This is a genomic window from Mannheimia pernigra, from assembly GCF_013377995.1.
Classification (GTDB): domain Bacteria; phylum Pseudomonadota; class Gammaproteobacteria; order Enterobacterales; family Pasteurellaceae; genus Mannheimia; species Mannheimia pernigra.
Window position 1 is genome coordinate 823,003 of record NZ_CP055305.1, and the last position, 17,010, is coordinate 840,012.

The following is a 17,010-nucleotide window of genomic DNA, read 5'->3' on the forward strand; positions in this document are numbered from 1 at the left end:
AATGGGCACTTCACAATCTAGCGTAGGACCAAATGGTCGCTCCCCTCTATTACCTGCTTGGGTTGATGGTAGTCAAACACAACCACAGACACCAGACCCACAAAGAACAAAAGGATTGCGTCAAGCAATCGGTAGGGCTGTGAGAGGTGGTGGGCGTGAGGAAGTGCGTAAAGCACTCGGTCATTATGCCCGAAAAGCCAGTGGCGGTAAGCATATTGCTGTACAAAAATCAGGAAAAATCACCCAAGCCGGTGCTGGCTTATTTGGTATTTTTTCAGGTAGCCAGCAGCAACAATATTTGGTTAATTTACACAGTTTAAATGGTCAGCCTTGCGATGCAGTCATCAACCAAATTACCGAACTTTTGGCGGGTCATCACGGAGATTCAGACAAAATTCGTTATGCAATGAATATTGCTTTATCAGAAGCATTGGAAGGAATGACAACATTTGATGAAAATAGCGTTACCATTGAAGTCATCGGTAAAATGATGATTTGTTATTTAACTGAAAGTATTTTCCTACAAATTGCACACGATGCTGGTAAAGCGTGGAAGAAAGGCGATAATCCTGTGCAAATTGCCGAAGTGGAAAATGCTTTACGACAACTCATTCGTGAAGTGGTGGATATTACGCTTGCCCCTAAGTTTACTGATGATATTTGCCAGCTAACAACTGAACAAATGCAAGAAATTCAAAATCAAGCTATTTTGGAAATTTGGGAAGAATGGGAGGATTACTGATGACCCAATTGGTTTTTCATCACGACATTGAACAATTAAAAAATCTACCAAACGGTGTAATACCTGTTCATTTGTATGGAGTAGGCAACAAAAAACTACAAATTGCTAACATTGGTAATAAGGTTTTGGATGAAGTAAAAAGATTGAGTATTGAGCCCAGTGATGTCGTAATGGATTTTTTGACGATTGCTTTGGCAGTTACGGCAGCAGATACTTTTGTTTTGCGAAAAGATACTGCAAATGGTTGGTGTCGTTCTTTATCCATTACTTTACCTTTGTGCCAGCCTGATATTTGGCAAGCAAACAAAACTCATTTAGAGCAAATTTTACATTTTCTAAGTGGTGATATTTGGCAATTTAATTTTCAGGCAGGAGGGAAATTACCACCGCAGCCCCATAAATTAAATAGCAGAGCTAAATTGGTGGATCTGAGAAATAAAGGCTGCGTTTGCTTATTTTCTGGTGGTTTGGATTCAGCGATTGGGGCGATTGATTTATTAGAACAGGGTTATTCACCTGTATTGGTTAGTCATTCTTATAAAGGCGATAAATCACGCCAGCAAATGATTGTTGAAAAATTTAACCAAAGTCGTTATGCCAATCAATTTTCCCAATTTAATGCAATTGCACAGCCACATTTAAACAATGGCGGGGCAACTGAAATTACAATGCGAACCAGAAGTTTAAATTTCTTGGCATTTGCAGTTGTATCAGCTTATGCATTACAGGAAGTTATTCAAAAAGAGATTGATATTTTCGTACCTGAAAATGGGGTTATTTCAATCAATGCCCCTTTAACCTCACTCAGAGTTGGTACTTTGAGTACCCGTACCACGCATCCTTATTTTATTCAAGAAATACAAAAATTATTCACTGCGGTCAACATTCCTTTTACTTTAAAAAATCCTTATCAATTTAAAACGAAAGGTCAAATGATAGCAGAATGTAAAAATTTACCATTATTGCGACAAATTATCCCTGATACCGTGTCGTGTAGCCATTGGAAACGCAAAAACCAACAATGTGGGGTTTGCGTTCCCTGTTTGATTCGTAGAGCCTCATTGCATTATGCTGGGATTACCAATGATGCTCAATATGAATTTAATGATATTCGGCAAATTTTAATAAATCAGGATAGAAAAGATGATTTGTTTGCTTTAATAAGAGCTATTCATCAAAAAAATGATCGCAATATAAATCAATGGGTTTTACAAAGTGGCCGATTACCTATTCAACAATTAAATCAGTTTGCAAATGTTTTTGTGGATGGATTGAACGAAGTAGAACAACTTTTAATAGCGAACCAAATATTATGATGGATATGCATTGTCATTTGGATTTATATTCCAATCCACAATATGTAGTGGAACGATGTCAAGATGAGAATCTGTATGTCTTATCTGTTACAACTACACCAAAAGCGTGGTATGGCACAAGTTTATTAGCAAAAGATTGTTCTCGTATTCGTACCGCTTTGGGATTACATCCCCAATTAGCTCACGAACGTTGGCAAGAATTAGAATTGTTTGATGCTTTGTTAAACCAAACTCGCTATGTGGGTGAAATTGGCTTAGATGGTGGAAGAGAGTTTAAGCCATATTGGGAAACCCAATTAAAGGTTTTTCGTCATATTTTAAGAAGCTCAGCAAAAGCTGGTGGTAAAATATTAAGCATACACTCTAGAATGAGTGCTAGTGCTGTACTAGATGAATTGAGTCAAATAAATGACAATTTACCAATTCTTCATTGGTTTTCGGGTACCAAACAGCAGTTAAAGCGAGCAGTTGAAATAGGCTGTTATTTCTCGGTTGGACCTGCAATGTTGAGTAGTAAAAAGGGATATGGTTTAGCTCAACTTATGCCAATAGAAAAAATATTAATTGAAACTGATGGACCTTTTGGGAATTTTAAAACACAAGCTTTATTCCCTTGGAATGCTAATATTGCCATTGCAATATTGGCAGATATGTGGAGGATGAATATTTTAGAAACTGAAAATATATTGAGACAAAATCTCTTTAGCTTAGTTTCAAAACATATATAAACTGTAGAAGATCAAACCTAATCTGACAGTTCCCGTTTAAAATTATAGTGTCTGTCAGATTAATTTGAGCTTAAATGCTTTTCCGCCCAAATCCGTTTTCCATCAAGTAATGTGTCCATTGGTGTTCTGCCGCAGCACATTTTTCCTTGATGAGTTCGATGATGATTATAATACATTAACCATTCATCTAAATCCGCTTGTAATGTCGCTAAATCCATATAAATTGTCTTCCTAAATACGACTTGGTAAAACTCTTGTAAAATCGTCTTATGGAAGCGTTCGCAGATACCATTCGTCTGGGGATGCTTCACTTTCGTTTTCGTATGCTCTATGTCATTTATCGCTAAATAAAGCTCATAATCGTGATTTTCCACCTTGCCACAGTACTCACTGCCTCGGTCGGTAAGAATACGCCACATCGGTAATCCTTAGGACTCAAAGAACGGTAGGACTTTATCATTGAGCATATCTGCTGCACTAATTACTGTCTTCATCGTATACAGTTTTGCAAATGCGACTTTACTATAAGTATCAATAAAGGTCTGTTGATAAATGCGTCCAACCCCCTTAAGATTCCCCACATAGAAGGTATCTTGTGAACCTAGATAGCCCGGATGAGCCGTTTCAATTTCGCCACAAGCCACATCGTCTTCTTTTTTACGCTCCAAGGCTTGAACTTGGTTTTCACTCAGAATTATGCCTTTCTCAGCCACTGCTTTTTCTAACGCCTTTAAACGCTGTTTAAAGTTAGCGAGATTATGGCGTAGCTAAATAGAACGCACACCACCTGCTGAAATAAAAATACCTTGTTTACGGAGTTCGTTACTGACTCGTACCTGCCCAAATGCCGGATTATCGAATGCAAACTTCACAACAGCTTGCTCTGTTGCCTCATCCACACGATTTTTTAGATTAGGAATACGCCGATTTTGATTAAGTAAGGCATCCACCCCACCTTGCTCAACCGCTTGTTGATAGCGATAGAATGTATCTGGACTCATCCCCATCACCTTACAGGCTTGAGAGATATTGCCCAGTTCTTCTGCTAAATTTAATAAACCGGTCTTGTGTTTAATAAGGGGATTGTAAGTAATAAAACATGAGAGTTTCCTTTTTTGTTTAGATTGAATTTGGACACTCATATTCTAAACGGGAAACTCTCACTTTTTAGAGTGAATTGTCAGATCAAGTCTGATCTTCTACAGGAAGAACCGTTTTGATTAAATCTTTCAAGGCCTTAATTTCACTATCCTTCTGCTCAAGCAACCTATTCAATAGACATTCCTTTTCATTTGCATGAGAAAGTGCTAGCTTTAAGCGTTCAATCTCAATAAGTAACTGAGTCTCTCCACCACCTTGATATACAGAGCCTAAGGGTGATTCAATTTGAAAACAGATATTTTTACCATCAGATTGCATAAGTTCAACAATATCAATATCAAACACTTGGGCTATTTGCTCAAGTTTCTCTAGGTAGATTTTACTCTCACCTCGTTCAATCTTGGCATAGCCATTTAAAGACATATTTAGCTTCTCAGCCATTTGCTCTTGTGACCACGAGTTACTTTCTCGTAGCTTACGAATTTTCTCGTTGATATCCATGTTTTTTAGTTATTGATTGTTGGTGATACACACTTGTAGTGGTAATGAATAACTACTACAAGTGGCTACATTATATGAGCATAATTCAATAGAATTGATTATTGAATTCTCCCATATTTTAACTTGACATTCAACAAACTTTAGGGTTTTAAACATGAAAAAGCATCTTATTTTATTACCATTTACCCTTGCTCTAACATCTTGTGCAGAGCTTCAATCTCTTGCAACAAACCTTGCGACATCTAATAATCAGATGCCACCTCTCACATTTTATGAGCAATATGCCATTACAGATAATGCAGCTACGGTATTACCTCTCTTGAGACAGAATCTTACTATCTTCGTTGATGAAGATGGTACACACCAAGTATTTAAGTTTTCATCAAGTCTTGTAAATGAGACTACATTTAATTATTACGATCCAGCCTTATCTTGGAACTTTACAAATGTCGTACGCCCTAGTGTAGAAGTAGTGAATAACAAGGTGAAAGATGTAAGCCTATCATTTAGATCCGTCGTTAATTTTTCTCACTCAAATTTCTATAAAATCTTCAACTTGAATCCTAATGACATCAAAATCTCTCAGTTAAAACAACATTGTTCTGATTATAGAAGAACTCTCCCATTCTATAAATTGACAACTAAGGACAGTTCTTCTCTGTATATGATAGAAAATTCCGAGAGTGGTTCTGCTGATTCAAGTACAAACGTTACCTTTTTTAATAAATTGCCAACTTGTAAAAGTTTAGGGTATGAGAAAACGATTAAAGACTATGGGAATGATTCATTTAATGACTGATTCTCTATGAGGAAAGTAGGCTCAGATTTACAAAAGTAGATAAAGAGTACACATAATAATTGAATATTATTAAGTAATGAGGTTTTTATGAATCAACTAATTAAAGAACTAAAACAATTACGGGAAGGGCTTTCAAAAGCTATTATAATTCTACTGAAGATATTAGTTTTTATCTTTACAAAATTTAACTTAACTCATATACCTATTATAGCTAAATTTCTTAAGTTCTCTCATAACACCACAGGAACATTAGAGCAATATCTTCCTAAAGTAGATGAAAAACTAAAATCTTTACGTCAGGAAAATAGTAAAAATAGACATTTTAGAGTATGTATCGGAATTGCTTTCTTCTTTATTGGAGCAGTTGCTGGATTTAGTGCCTTATTCGCTAGTAATGATAACTTTTTCTTCCAATTATTCGATGGCAATGTTTTTTATGTACTCGGTTTTTCTATTATATTTTGCATAATTGGTATTCATTTATGCTCTCGCAGATATTTCTGCCCTGTTTGTTATTGTGAAAAGGCTATCGTTTTAGATAGTAAAAATACTGGTTCAAAATCACATTATGAAAATTGGTCTATAAAACATGGTAATGGTTTGCGTGAAGAATATAGTAATAAGGTCGGTACAACTAATTATTATAGATATCTTTTAAAATGTACCTGTTGTGGACACATCTCAGAATTTAATCGCAAAGAATTTTCGAGAAAATAAAAACTCTTATATTATCAGATTAAGGACTTTATATGAAAAAACATTTTAAATTGATATCTGTATTGGCTGTTAGCAGTATGTTATCTGCTTGTGCTAATTTAGATTTAGGTACTATACTCAAACCACAACAAAATCAGCAGGTAGCACCAACTATCCCTGATGGTTTTGCAGGTAAATGGGTAAACAAGAAAAAATCATCTTATCAATATTGCAACCCAAGTTCGGGAAATTTTGAGCAAGTGATATGGATTATTACCCCACAGCAAAACCATTTAGAACTACTTACTTGGTCGAGCTATAAAGTGATTAAATTTAATTCATTAACAGAGAATACTTTTAATGCACAAGTAGAAGTGACTTCACAAGATGTCGATCCTGATTCTACGAACAATATTACTCAAGAAACACTCAATGCAAAATTAGTAAACCCAAATACGCTTGTTATTGATGGTAAACGGTACTATCGTTGTCCTTAAATATTTAGCAAGATACTCCTAATCATTAGCCACCTTAAATGGTGGCTAATCATAATAATTTATTGTCTATTTACTGCTACTAATGGCTTATTCAAATCATTCTCTGTCATACCTTTCATATAAGCATTATATTGCCATATAATAAATGTTTTTTTATATCTATCATTAATCTCCTCTAAGCGTTGAACTTGAGCCTTTAAATTATTTACCTGCTTTTTTAGATAATCTATAGTTACATTTTTTTCAGGAATAGCAGCTTCCTGTTCTTTTATTTTTTGTTTTCGTTTACTAAATGCTTTTTGAATGTCTGGATAATTTGCCAAAGATTGTCTCTCAATACTTCTAACATTTAATAATTCTGCAACTTTATGGCAAAGTAAGTCCCATGTTAATTTACTATCCCACGTATTAATGAGTAATAAAATTTCTTCTAAATTTTCTTCTGTAATAAGAATCTTCGGCATATTAAAACTCCATCAATCTATATAAATCATCATCTAATTTGGCTGTTTCTTCTTTTTGAATATCCACATCCATTCCTTTTTCTAGCAAAGATAATTTCACTGGTGATGGATCATACTCGTCAGGCATTCTCAATAATGCCCCATTCGGGATATCATTATTTTCTAAAAACTTAATTTTTGTTCTTATATGTGTTAGTCGCCACCCTAAATTACTTATCCATCTATCAGCTCCAAAATCCCCCATTTTATGATGTTTTTTAGCTCTAGTGAATTGTTCCATAAGTAGTTGTTCTCTCTCTTTTAAGATTTCTAAAGATGATTCTAGACCTTTTATACAAACAAGTTCTTTACATGTTTCACATTCACCATGACGTGAGCATGGAGACATTGCATAATCATGCTCGCAAACACCTATTTCTGTTATGATCGCAACTCCAACTCTATCTTTTCCTAAATCTTCATAGGTAATAGGAAGTTTTAAATGAATTTTATCTAAAATTGAAATATCTTCCGAAATTAGTAAATCTCTAGCCTCTTCACTTTTTTCCTTTTCTGTTCTATGGTCATAAAATTTATTATCAGCAACTCTTGCTCTTCCTGCCCAATTAGCTAAAGTTAGTTCATCCATACCTCCTCTTTCCGCTTTTGTACTTAGCCAATGTCTTGCATTATGTGATGGTAATTTGATGAATTCACCTTTTGATGTTCCTATGCAATGTTTTTCCCATAATGATGTTTTAGGTCTGGTCTCTGAATAGCAGAATCTATCATTAATTTGATTAACAGTCGGTAAAATAAAGGAAAAATTTTTAGGTGAAAAATCATCATGAAACTCGTTTTCCCTAAATAGTAATAATGTTTCGGAGACTTTAACCTTTTTATTTTTATCTGCGTATGGCCAAAAATTAAATTTTGAAGTATATTTTCTATATAAAAACCTCCCTAGGGTATCATAAGTTATAATTCCATTATTTTCATTCATTAGCTTTTTAAACCATTTAGTATTAATTCCATTTCTTCCATCAATTCCTAAGATATTACCTATTTCAATCTCAGTTAAAGATTTCATTAATAAAGAAGAGTCTGACTGGATGTTGGTATCCAAAAACATCAACTTATTAGGATTCTCCTCAGCAAACCTTGCAGCTTTCCTAGCAAGGTAACTAATATCCGTTAAACGTTTAACAGCTTCTACAATGACACCTTGCATACTACTAGGAACCCATTTTAACCCCTCCTTGCCATTTTTAGCCGGTATCCAGCGAATACCCAATTGTTTATTTCCTAGGCTATCTTCTTCCCATTCTAAACAATTAATAGAAAGAGATATTAACTCTGAACAACGAGATGGTGCAACCATAAGTAATGCCATAATAGCTGTATAGTATTCTGTTTCCTTGTCCAAATTAGGGGCATCATGAAACAATTTTGCTACCAACATCATCTCCTCATCTGTTGGCATTTTTTGAGAGCGATATTCTTTTCCCTTTTCATCAAGCAGTATAGTTAAGTCTCTCGGGCGCTTATAAGGATTGTTCCATATGGGTAAATTAGGAGTAATATAATTTATTCGACAAAAATCGAATAATTTTTCAAGTTGATATCCCAATTTATTAATTGAGTCTGAGCCTTTTTCATATTTTTTCATAGCTAAAGACTCAACTTCTCTAATGACTAAATAATCTAAGAGTAATATGTCTGCACTAGATTTTACATTGTAAAGAGCCATTTCAACTAAACGTAATGCTTCAATGTGTCTTGCTAATTGTCTAATTGGTTGTAGAGAATATGTATAAAGAATATATGCCTTTGCGAAATCAATAAATGGCTCTGATAATGGCTCATATTTATAGGCTGTCGACTTAATTCTATCTGTAGAAAAACGAACTTGAACCGAATATATACCAAACTTTGCCTTCCATTGATTATTTTCCCAGCAGTCATTCCCAAAGGCAGTAAGTCTATTTTTACAAAAATCAATAAATTGGGCTAAATTTAATTCAGGATTATTATGTATTGGAGTAAAAATTGGATTATTCATATTAATGTTTCCCCCTAACTCTTTTCATCTCATTACAAGCTTGAACTACATATTCGACAGCCAAAATAATACGATCTTTAGAAGAAGCATAATCTATATTCTTAGTTTTTTTAAAGCGCTCTTCCTTCTCCTTATAGAGTTTATCTAAAATTTCTTGATGTGGGCCATTAAGTAATGGTCTAAATTTCGGGCATAAATAGCAATTCTCATAGCTACTTATACAAAATTTATTTGTACCACATGCTCCAATTGTATCTGAACCATTATTGGTTATAAATGATTGAGGGTCATGTCCTCTTTCACTCTCATATAAATTCTCTATAATTTTTCCTGCGAACGCTTGGGCTAACTTTCCCATATCTTTCCCTATAGTACGATCGATGTATTGAACGGTATCTGCTGTATTTTCAGTATAAACTTTGACATTTTGTGTATCAGAATGGTCTAAAAGTTCTGCAATGATATGAGCACCGACACCTTTTCGTCCCAAATTTGTTCCTCGGGTATAACGAAACCTTCTAGCACTAACATGAATAATTTCACCAGTTCGCTCTGAAATAGCTTTTTGTAGGATACAGAATTTACGCAATACACGAAATTCTAATTCGGAAGAGGAATAATGGAAAATATCTTTATCTAATAAAGATAAATCAAACTTCTTATTTTCTATATTTCCTAATAGACATTTCCAATCTATGAACATGGGTAATTTCATTTTGTGATTAACAATAAATTTCTCATCTATAATTTTTAGTAATTTATTATATTGTTGCTCTATAAAATTCAACAAAATTAGGTATAAATCCTCTGTTATAGCCAGTTTTTTAAAACTCTCTCTAAATAGAGCACCTCTTTTTTTAGCACTAGGTATATATAGATAATAATTCCAAGTACCTTCTGATATTTCCTTTCTTAGATCTTCAAATTTCAAATGACGTATTTGTATTGGTCGTCTTGCAGTAGCTTGTAATAAATGAATATAGGCATATGTTTCAAATGAAATAAGATCTTCTTTCCAGAGCCTAGACAGCTCAAACATTAAAGCTAAAATTTCATTTTGAGTAAATGCGCCAGTGTAAGGGCACCTTGTTAATACTGATATTCCTTTATCATTTCCACTTAAGGTAAAACTTTCAAGTAAGGAGACTACAGATTTATCAATCCCATCATATCCATATTCATACCAAGAGAGTAAAAATCCTTTTAATGCGCCTAAATACCATTCATTCTTTTTTCCTAAGATAGCTTTCCAATTTAATATCGCTGGGACATCAATTACTTTTAAATTAGTATCTATTACTAGCTCTTTAAATCTCTTATACATATTAATGGTATGATAACTAGAGTATTTTTCAGCATATATAGCCAATGTTTTCTTAAAACCATTTAGTGTTTTCTTATCTATATCTAATACAATTTGAGAAAAGTTAATTATAATGTCTTTACTGATATGCCAGGAATTTTCATGCTCATAAAATTCATATCCATCTCTTGATTTTCTTGGAAATTTATTTTTACTCATAATTATTGACCTTTTCTTGGAAATCTTTCTGTATCTCTAATAAAATTTTATCAGCTTTTTCGCGAATATAACGTTGGTTATAAACATGTGCCGATCTTTCTGATGTATGTCCCATCAGGTGTTGCCTCATTTTGATTTCTTTTTCAGGGGAAATAAAGTCTTTATGAGAAATATTATGTTTTAATTCAGCATTATTTTTATCTATTTTTCTTGAAAATTCTAGATTCCATTCATGGCGAAATATATGAGGATGAATAATAGAAAATTTTTGATTTACTTTTTTCATTGTCGGTACAATAACATTGTCAAAAGAACTTGTACTAATAGGGTGGCCTAATGTTTTTCCTTTACGATGAGTTACAAATAGATAAGGATGCTTATTGGCATAAGGGATTTTAGAGCGATAATTCATAATATAATCATCTATAAGCTGAGCTATATGATTTGAAATAGGTAATCTACGCTCTTTTGTCTTAGCTACAGCCTGATTCCTCCTTGTATCATATTTGTCATCATGTGTTCTTTTAATAAGAATTGAAGGTCTAGCTGTTGCTATATCAATACAATCTATTTTGATTGATAGTAACTCACCTCTTCTAATACCAAGATCTTTTAGTAAAATAAACATTAAGTGATTTCGTTTTCTAATGCCAATATCTCGAAATGGATTATTCGGATTTGAAAAATTTGCAATAGACATAAACTCATCCAAAAGTCCATCAGGTAATTCACTCTCTAATTTTATTAAGGGTACTTTATGATTTTTAGGTCTATGAGCTTTAATTAATGAGATAATTTCCATTAAATTTTTCCTGTATCCGTCGGAGATTTTTATGCTTTTAGATAGAAATAAAATATAGTCTGAAAGAGTAGTTAGCCTATTATATTTATGACTAAGCGATACAGATGGATAGCTATCAATAAACTGAGTGCGTCCCTTTGTAACAAAACGCTTCTTTACATAGTTAGTCTTTTTCTGTTTAGCAGCATTTATTTGCATGTGCCTAAAAAGAGATTCTAATTCACTTTCAGTCAGCAGTTTTTCGTTTTTAACTAAATCACTGATTATTAAGTGGTTATTATTTTCCCACTCCATTAACCATTGTAAGGTCACTAATTTGTTTCTAATTGTATTTACGGCAGAATATCGTAATTCTAGAGTAACCCACAAAGTGGAATAGAAATCAGGTAGTTCTGTTTTTTTATTAACCAATAAAGGAAAGCGTTCCCCATTCGTAAAAAGGATTGTTTCTAATCTATGCATATGACTTTAATTTTACAAACAAATATATATAAATACTAACAACAAAGATATAACTAGTCAAAATAAATGTAAAAAAAGTAGAGCCTTGTTTTACAAGGCTCTACCTAGATACTCTATGATTTATTTTGACAGTTTAGATATATACGTATCTCAAAAAGGAATATCATCAAAATTTATTTCGTTGTAGCCGTTATTTTGAAAAGCGAAAAGTAGTAATTTGCCAATCTGTTTATCTGAATAAGTGATTTTTTCTGTAAGAATGGAGCGTTTATAGGTTTGAATGTGTTTCCCTGTTAGCTCTAACAATAATTGATTAGCTGAAAAACCAACATCTTTTTTACTCTTTTCTCTAGCCCATTCGATAAGCTCATAAACAGAAATATAATCGCTTTGATTTTGGCTCATTGTTTCTATTTTTGTTTGAGGAACTTTATCTAATAATTCAGGCATTTTGGATTTAATCAGTTTTGCTATTTCAGATCCTCTTACCGTAAATCGGGTAAGTTCTAAGGTATTGAAGGCATTATCTGCTATCACTTCATTCAAATAACCTTTGATATGATCAAAAGTGTCTTTGAAATGATTGCTCATAGGTTCGTAGCTATGCCTTTCCCCTCTTTGATCAATTTCAAAGACCGTACAATAAACAAAAGCATTATCATACTGATTATGTGAGCCTCCTTTACGAAAACCAAAAATAAGCCCCTCTAGCTTGTCGGCAATAGATGCCGGCGTTCTATTCGTGTAACTAACTAATTTTTCAATCAAGTCTTTTAGGGAAATTACGGGATTAGAAAGATTTTCAAGTATTGAAATAAATTGACTATGATCAGCCATAAAACGCCCCTTTAACGCTGCCCTTTACTGTGAGAGCGTGGAAAGAGAAATAAAGGGCTTTCTCCTTTCGTTTTGGTAGCTACTCCGCCACTATCCACACTAATTTGAATAAATCCGTATAGTTACGGATTGAACTTGATAGGCTGTATTTTATTACAGTAAAAGAGGCTGTTCAAGCGGTCATTTCCCTGTAAAAAAATTTCTTACGTTATCGAACCGCAATCGGGGCGTGATTGGTACCGAATTGGTACGGATACGGAACTGATTTGGAATATCTAGGAGCAAATAAAAAGCCGTCAATTTTCATCAACGGCTTAAGGTTCATTTTGAGTCACAATATCAGGGCAAGCATTTTGGCGGATAGCATTCTTTAGAAAGCGTTTATATCTAGCTGCTACCGATTTAGACGATAGAACGCCTTTCAATATAGCGTGATAGATTTCATCATTGATTAAGGCTTTCTGAATGAAATAACCTTGTTCTATGTTTGAACGTATATCTGCTAAGGTGTCAATTCTTAAATGGCGGTAGAAAATAAAGCTGTCTCTAGTGATAAATTCGTGTATGCCGGCTTTTAAAATACAAGTTTCATCTAGTGCTTTGTCGCCCTTAATACTAGAGCAGCTTACATTTAAAATCATATCTTCTTTGCCGGTTTCACCATCAAAACAGGGGTCAGTCAGCAAGATATAAAGGTGCTTGTAGTTGTTTTCTTCCTTACCGTAATTTGTGGGGCGTAGAATAGTAACCTGTCTTTGTATTTTAGGCATTATTTGAACCATTCAAGAGTTTATCCACTGCCATTTGTTCTTCTTGCTGTTCTAATATGCTTTCGATTTCGCTTTCTGTTTTACCTAAATTAGCAAGTAGTGTTTTTAAATAAATAGGCTTGCTTCTTCCCTGCGGATCTTCCCATTCGGGGATATATTTCGGATTATGCGTATATTCTACTAGGGCGAAAGGCTTATAGCTTCCGAAAGTCGCAAAGACTTCATCTAAAATTTCGGTGTCACTTTCTGATAGGCAATCAAAAAAGTATTCATCTGTAGTATCTACGGCTTTTTTTAGGCTGATTTTATGATCTTCTTTATCGGCTATCCAATCACCCCAAATGCTGCCTTTTTGGTAAAGGCTCGCTTCTTCGCCTCGCATTAGGTTTAGCGTGTTGCTTAATACCGGTCCATACGGCAAAGAGTAATATTCATCGTTAGAAATAGAGTAGCTATATCTTTGCCAAGAGAGGCGGTCAGCAAGATAAAGCAATTTCATTACCTTAATATGCTCCATTGTGCCGCCAGCCTTATTTAATAAATAAGCCGTTGCCTGTGCTACTTTTAATTCATCAAACATAATTGCCCCTTTGCCTCATAAATTAGGCTTTCATTTATGGGTATTATAAAGATAAATGGCTATCGAATAAAGCCGTATAGTCTTTAGTAGTGTTTTATAGGTGCATAGTAAACACAAGGTAGAAAATAAAAAGCCGCCAATCATCAGATCAACGGCTCATTTTTAAAGTCGGGCAATTTGTTCAAATACCTGTGGAGATTGTTCCACTAATCGCAAAAGGATAGTTGCCTGTGGGTTTGGGGTACTTTTCCCTTGCTCCCACCCTTGATAGGTTTTTACGCTTGTTCGTAAACGTTGAGCAAATACCGCTTGAGAGAGGTTTAATCTTGCTCTAATAGCTTTTACCTCATCGGCTGAAATCTGTAATGGCTCAGGGCGTGATAGCGTTTCAGTGCGTAATGTTCGTTTGCCCTCGAGGTGTTCTTTCATTGCTGTTAAGCCCTCCATTAAGTCATTGTAAAAGCTCATTGTTACCCTTAAATGTTTTTAACCTGTGGAATAAGCACTAAATTGAAAGCCCCTAAAATCTTTTGAATGGTGTCAAATCGTGGCTTGCTACCTTTGGCTAGGGTTTTATATAGGCTCTCTCTTCCTAGCCCTGTTTGCTTCGCAAGTTCCGCCATTCCTCTAGCCCTTGCTATATCGTTTAAGGCTTCTAGAAATTCGTCTTGGTCTCCCTCTTTCAACACTTCGGCTAAATAGGCTTGTATAGTTTCCTCGTCAGTTAGAAATTCCGCTACATCAAAAGGGCGTAAGCCGTGTTTATCTGCCATTTCTTCGTTAATTTGTACTGCTTCCATTACTGCCCTCTTAAATTTGCCTATAAAAGTATCCTATTAGATACACATTATCAAGCATTACCCTCAATTTAGGTGATGTTTTGGTGAAGTTGGTGATATTTTGGTGATGTTTTTTTAAAAAATATCACCACTCTTAGAGCCTTGATATATAAGGGTTTATATTAATTTTGGTGATAATGGTGATATTTTTTTTAAAAGTTTGGCTGTAAAAAAATATATATAGAAGAACGGCAATAAAAAAGCCGTCAGGCGATAACCTAACGGCATTACAAGCGGTCATATTTGGCGGAAAATTTACTAAGTTTTACTAAGCTACTTTTAAATGATATTGAGGCAAGCTACCTTGTGAACATTCTTCTACAAAATCCGCCCATACTTGGAGCAGTTTAAAACGTTGTTCTAGGCGTTCGCCCCTGTCATAAGCCGCCTTTACTCTGTTGCTGTTTATATGAGATAGAGCCACTTCGATTAAATCACTGTTATATCCTTTCTCATTGAGATAAGTAGAGGCAATAGACCGCAAGCCGTGAGCTACTAATTTGCCTTTGTAGCCCATTCATTTGATCGCACTGTTGGCGGTTTGTGTATTAACGTGCGTTTGAGGGTTCTTCACACTTGGGAAGATGTATTCTTTGCCGCCACTTAGTTTCTTAATTTCTCGCAAGAGGGCGATTGTTTGCCGTGATAATGTGATTTTATGCTCAATACCTCGCTTCATATTTTCCGCCGGTATCGTCCACAGTTTCGCACGTTCGTCTATATCCGCCCATTTCGCCTTAGCCGCTTCGTTAGGGCGTGTCATTGTGAGTAACTGCCACAGAATTAAATAGCGTGTCTGTAGATGAATTTGGGCGTTCTGTAGCGTGTATAAGAACTCGCCTAAATCTTCAGGCTTGATTGTCTTAAAATGCGCTACCGTTGGGCTATCGAACTCTTTCGCAATGTTGGCGGTGGGGTTAGCCGGTATCATTTCACGATGTACGGCAAAAGTCATTATTTCATTATGCTTCTGAATAGTACGCTTTAACTTCTCTAGCTTGCCCTCGTCTTGATATTGTTTAAAAGCCTTAATCGCCATCGGAGCGGTTATCTGCGTGATAGGCATTTGCCCGGAATGCGACAATAGGTTGTTTTTGATAAGGGCGATCACATCTTTTTGGTAGTTATCCGAAAAATTCTTCTTCGTCTTGCGGTGTTCAAGCCACGCCCACGCCACTTTCTCATAAACATTGGTAAGCTCATTTGCTTTCGCCTGTTCTTGCTGTTGGCGGTGGTGTTGCGGATCGATATTCTGAGCAAGCAAGGCCCTATATTCCTCTCGAGTTTCCCTCGCTTGTGCTAAAGATATATCAGGGTAAGCTCCAATGCTTAGATCATTTCGTTTTTTTGTGAACGGTCTCTCATATCTAAACCGCCAAAATTTGGAATTTTGAGTAATAACCAGCAATAAGCCGTTGCCATCTCTCAATGGGCTATCTTCGGGCTTCGCTTTTCTTATCTGTGTGTCATTCAAAGGTATGATTTTTCTCGCCATAGTAAGCCTTTAGGAGTATAAGAACCAACGTTTAGGAGTATAAAACTAAAAGCGATAAAGCCTTATCTAGTCAGGCTTTAACGTGATTTTAGGAGTGCGAAAATTTATAAGTGTTTGCTCGTACTCCTAAATATACTCCTAAAATCTTCGGATTTGATTGTATCGTATAGAGGTACGCAACGGACAATAAAAAAGCCTTGAAGTATTGATTTTCAAGGCTTTTTAGGTATCTATAGAACGCTATAGGTTTATAATTTGGTGGAGCTGGCGGGAGTTGAACCCGCGTCCGAAATTTCTCTACCTTCAGTACTACATGTTTAGTCTAGTCTTTAATTTCGCTTACACACAGCGGACAGACACGCAATGTATAAACTAGCTTTATTCAATTTAGTGTTTCGATCCTAAAGCGGCGGCGTCCACACGATCTCGTTTTGGGTGACTTATCTTTATCCTCGTCTTACGAGCGGAAGCTGAGGAGATAAGGCTTTAAAGCAGGTTATTAAGCTGCTAAAGCGTATTGTTCGTCGTTTGCGACTATTATTTTGCGGTTTGTTTACGAGGCCTACCGCACCTCGACATGCACCTTGGGCTTCGCTAATCCCGTCGAATCCAAAATCAGCCCCAAAAGAGGCACTATTCTAAAGGAAAGCGGTTAAATTTGCAAAATATTTTGCAAATGGTAGTCATTAAAATGAGATTCAGCCTCTTTTTTCGGGTAAATGCTTATGTGCTAATCTGGTTGTTACTGAAAAGAAAAAGTTGAGTTTCTAGTGAACTCAACTTTTTTATGTCTCTCTAATAAAAGATTAGGATAACAC

The 17,010-nt window shown here is 35.1% G+C and carries 16 protein-coding genes, 1 other RNA gene and 2 pseudogenes; 6 read left to right on the forward strand and 13 right to left on the reverse strand.

The features are described 5' to 3' along the window. Position 1 precedes the first annotated feature (1 nt). The 3 genes from HV560_RS04010 to qatD are packed head-to-tail and all read left to right on the forward strand — an operon-like array spanning position 2 to position 2,786. A complete protein-coding gene (locus HV560_RS04010; RefSeq protein WP_040080882.1) occupies positions 2–742 on the forward strand; it encodes a hypothetical protein in 741 nt (246 codons plus the stop codon). Beyond that, positions 742–2,058: a Qat anti-phage system QueC-like protein QatC gene (gene qatC / locus HV560_RS04015; RefSeq protein WP_176808832.1), complete on the forward strand. Its 1,317-nt coding sequence runs from the start codon at positions 742–744 to the stop codon at positions 2,056–2,058. The genes HV560_RS04010 and qatC overlap by 1 nt, the downstream gene beginning before the upstream one ends. Continuing rightward, positions 2,055–2,786 carry a Qat anti-phage system TatD family nuclease QatD gene (qatD, locus tag HV560_RS04020; protein WP_176812204.1) on the forward strand — a complete coding sequence of 244 codons (732 nt, stop codon included), beginning with the start codon at positions 2,055–2,057 and terminating at the stop codon, positions 2,784–2,786. The genes qatC and qatD overlap by 4 nt, the downstream gene beginning before the upstream one ends. Before the next feature lie 59 nt (positions 2,787–2,845). Here qatD and HV560_RS04025 read toward each other — a convergent pair. Together HV560_RS04025 and HV560_RS04030 are read right to left on the reverse strand one after the other, a co-directional pair. Then, a pseudogene (locus HV560_RS04025) lies at positions 2,846–3,928 on the reverse strand (IS481 family transposase). 43 nt (positions 3,929–3,971) lie between these two features. After that, positions 3,972–4,388 (reverse strand): helix-turn-helix domain-containing protein, encoded by a 417-nt coding sequence (locus HV560_RS04030; RefSeq protein WP_111313030.1) that lies wholly within the window; start codon positions 4,386–4,388, stop codon positions 3,972–3,974. A 154-nt stretch (positions 4,389–4,542) separates the two neighbouring features. On the opposite strand from HV560_RS04030, the gene HV560_RS04035 reads away from it, so the two are divergent. The 3 genes from HV560_RS04035 to HV560_RS04045 all read left to right on the forward strand — a co-directional run bounded on the left by HV560_RS04035 (position 4,543) and on the right by HV560_RS04045 (position 6,380). Continuing rightward, the gene (locus HV560_RS04035) at positions 4,543–5,187 is read left to right on the forward strand and encodes a hypothetical protein (RefSeq protein ID WP_176812205.1); all 645 of its coding nucleotides are present in this window, start codon (positions 4,543–4,545) and stop codon (positions 5,185–5,187) included. 87 nt (positions 5,188–5,274) lie between these two features. Then, entirely contained in the window at positions 5,275–5,904 is a 630-nt protein-coding gene (locus HV560_RS04040) for a hypothetical protein (protein ID WP_176812206.1), read from the forward strand. Positions 5,905–5,936: 32 nt separating this feature from the next. Then, positions 5,937–6,380, forward strand: coding sequence for a hypothetical protein (locus HV560_RS04045; RefSeq protein WP_176669973.1), 444 nt, complete (start codon positions 5,937–5,939; stop codon positions 6,378–6,380). A 59-nt stretch (positions 6,381–6,439) separates the two neighbouring features. Here HV560_RS04045 and HV560_RS04050 read toward each other — a convergent pair whose 3' ends face one another. From HV560_RS04050 to ssrA, 11 genes and pseudogenes are all read right to left on the reverse strand, one after another. Beyond that, positions 6,440–6,844 (reverse strand): hypothetical protein, encoded by a 405-nt coding sequence (locus HV560_RS04050; protein ID WP_040080879.1) that lies wholly within the window; start codon positions 6,842–6,844, stop codon positions 6,440–6,442. A 1-nt stretch (position 6,845) separates the two neighbouring features. Further along, positions 6,846–8,885 (reverse strand): integrase, encoded by a 2,040-nt coding sequence (locus HV560_RS04055; RefSeq protein WP_176812207.1) that lies wholly within the window; start codon positions 8,883–8,885, stop codon positions 6,846–6,848. 1 nt (position 8,886) lies between these two features. Beyond that, the gene (locus tag HV560_RS04060; RefSeq protein WP_176812208.1) at positions 8,887–10,407 is read right to left on the reverse strand and encodes a site-specific integrase; all 1,521 of its coding nucleotides are present in this window, start codon (positions 10,405–10,407) and stop codon (positions 8,887–8,889) included. Beyond that, complete coding sequence (locus HV560_RS04065) at positions 10,400–11,671, reverse strand: site-specific integrase (RefSeq protein ID WP_176812209.1); 1,272 nt, start codon at positions 11,669–11,671, stop codon at positions 10,400–10,402. Before HV560_RS04065 ends, HV560_RS04060 begins: the two co-directional genes overlap by 8 nt. Positions 11,672–11,821: 150 nt before the next feature. Further along, a complete protein-coding gene (locus HV560_RS04070) occupies positions 11,822–12,508 on the reverse strand; it encodes a hypothetical protein (protein WP_176812210.1) in 687 nt (228 codons plus the stop codon). Positions 12,509–12,822: 314 nt separating this feature from the next. Next, positions 12,823–13,278: a terminase gene (locus HV560_RS04075; RefSeq protein ID WP_176812211.1), complete on the reverse strand. Its 456-nt coding sequence runs from the start codon at positions 13,276–13,278 to the stop codon at positions 12,823–12,825. Then, the gene (locus HV560_RS04080; protein WP_176812212.1) at positions 13,271–13,858 is read right to left on the reverse strand and encodes a Panacea domain-containing protein; all 588 of its coding nucleotides are present in this window, start codon (positions 13,856–13,858) and stop codon (positions 13,271–13,273) included. The genes HV560_RS04075 and HV560_RS04080 overlap by 8 nt, the downstream gene beginning before the upstream one ends. 162 nt (positions 13,859–14,020) lie before the next feature. Then, the gene (locus HV560_RS04085; RefSeq protein ID WP_176812213.1) at positions 14,021–14,326 is read right to left on the reverse strand and encodes a helix-turn-helix domain-containing protein; all 306 of its coding nucleotides are present in this window, start codon (positions 14,324–14,326) and stop codon (positions 14,021–14,023) included. Positions 14,327–14,334: 8 nt separating this feature from the next. Next, positions 14,335–14,658 (reverse strand): addiction module antidote protein, encoded by a 324-nt coding sequence (locus tag HV560_RS04090; RefSeq protein ID WP_176812214.1) that lies wholly within the window; start codon positions 14,656–14,658, stop codon positions 14,335–14,337. A gap of 307 nt (positions 14,659–14,965) precedes the next feature. Then, a pseudogene (locus HV560_RS04095) lies at positions 14,966–16,192 on the reverse strand (integrase arm-type DNA-binding domain-containing protein). A 256-nt stretch (positions 16,193–16,448) separates the two neighbouring features. Then, positions 16,449–16,815: a transfer-messenger RNA gene (gene ssrA / locus HV560_RS04100) on the reverse strand. Between the last annotated feature and the right edge of the window lie 195 nt (positions 16,816–17,010).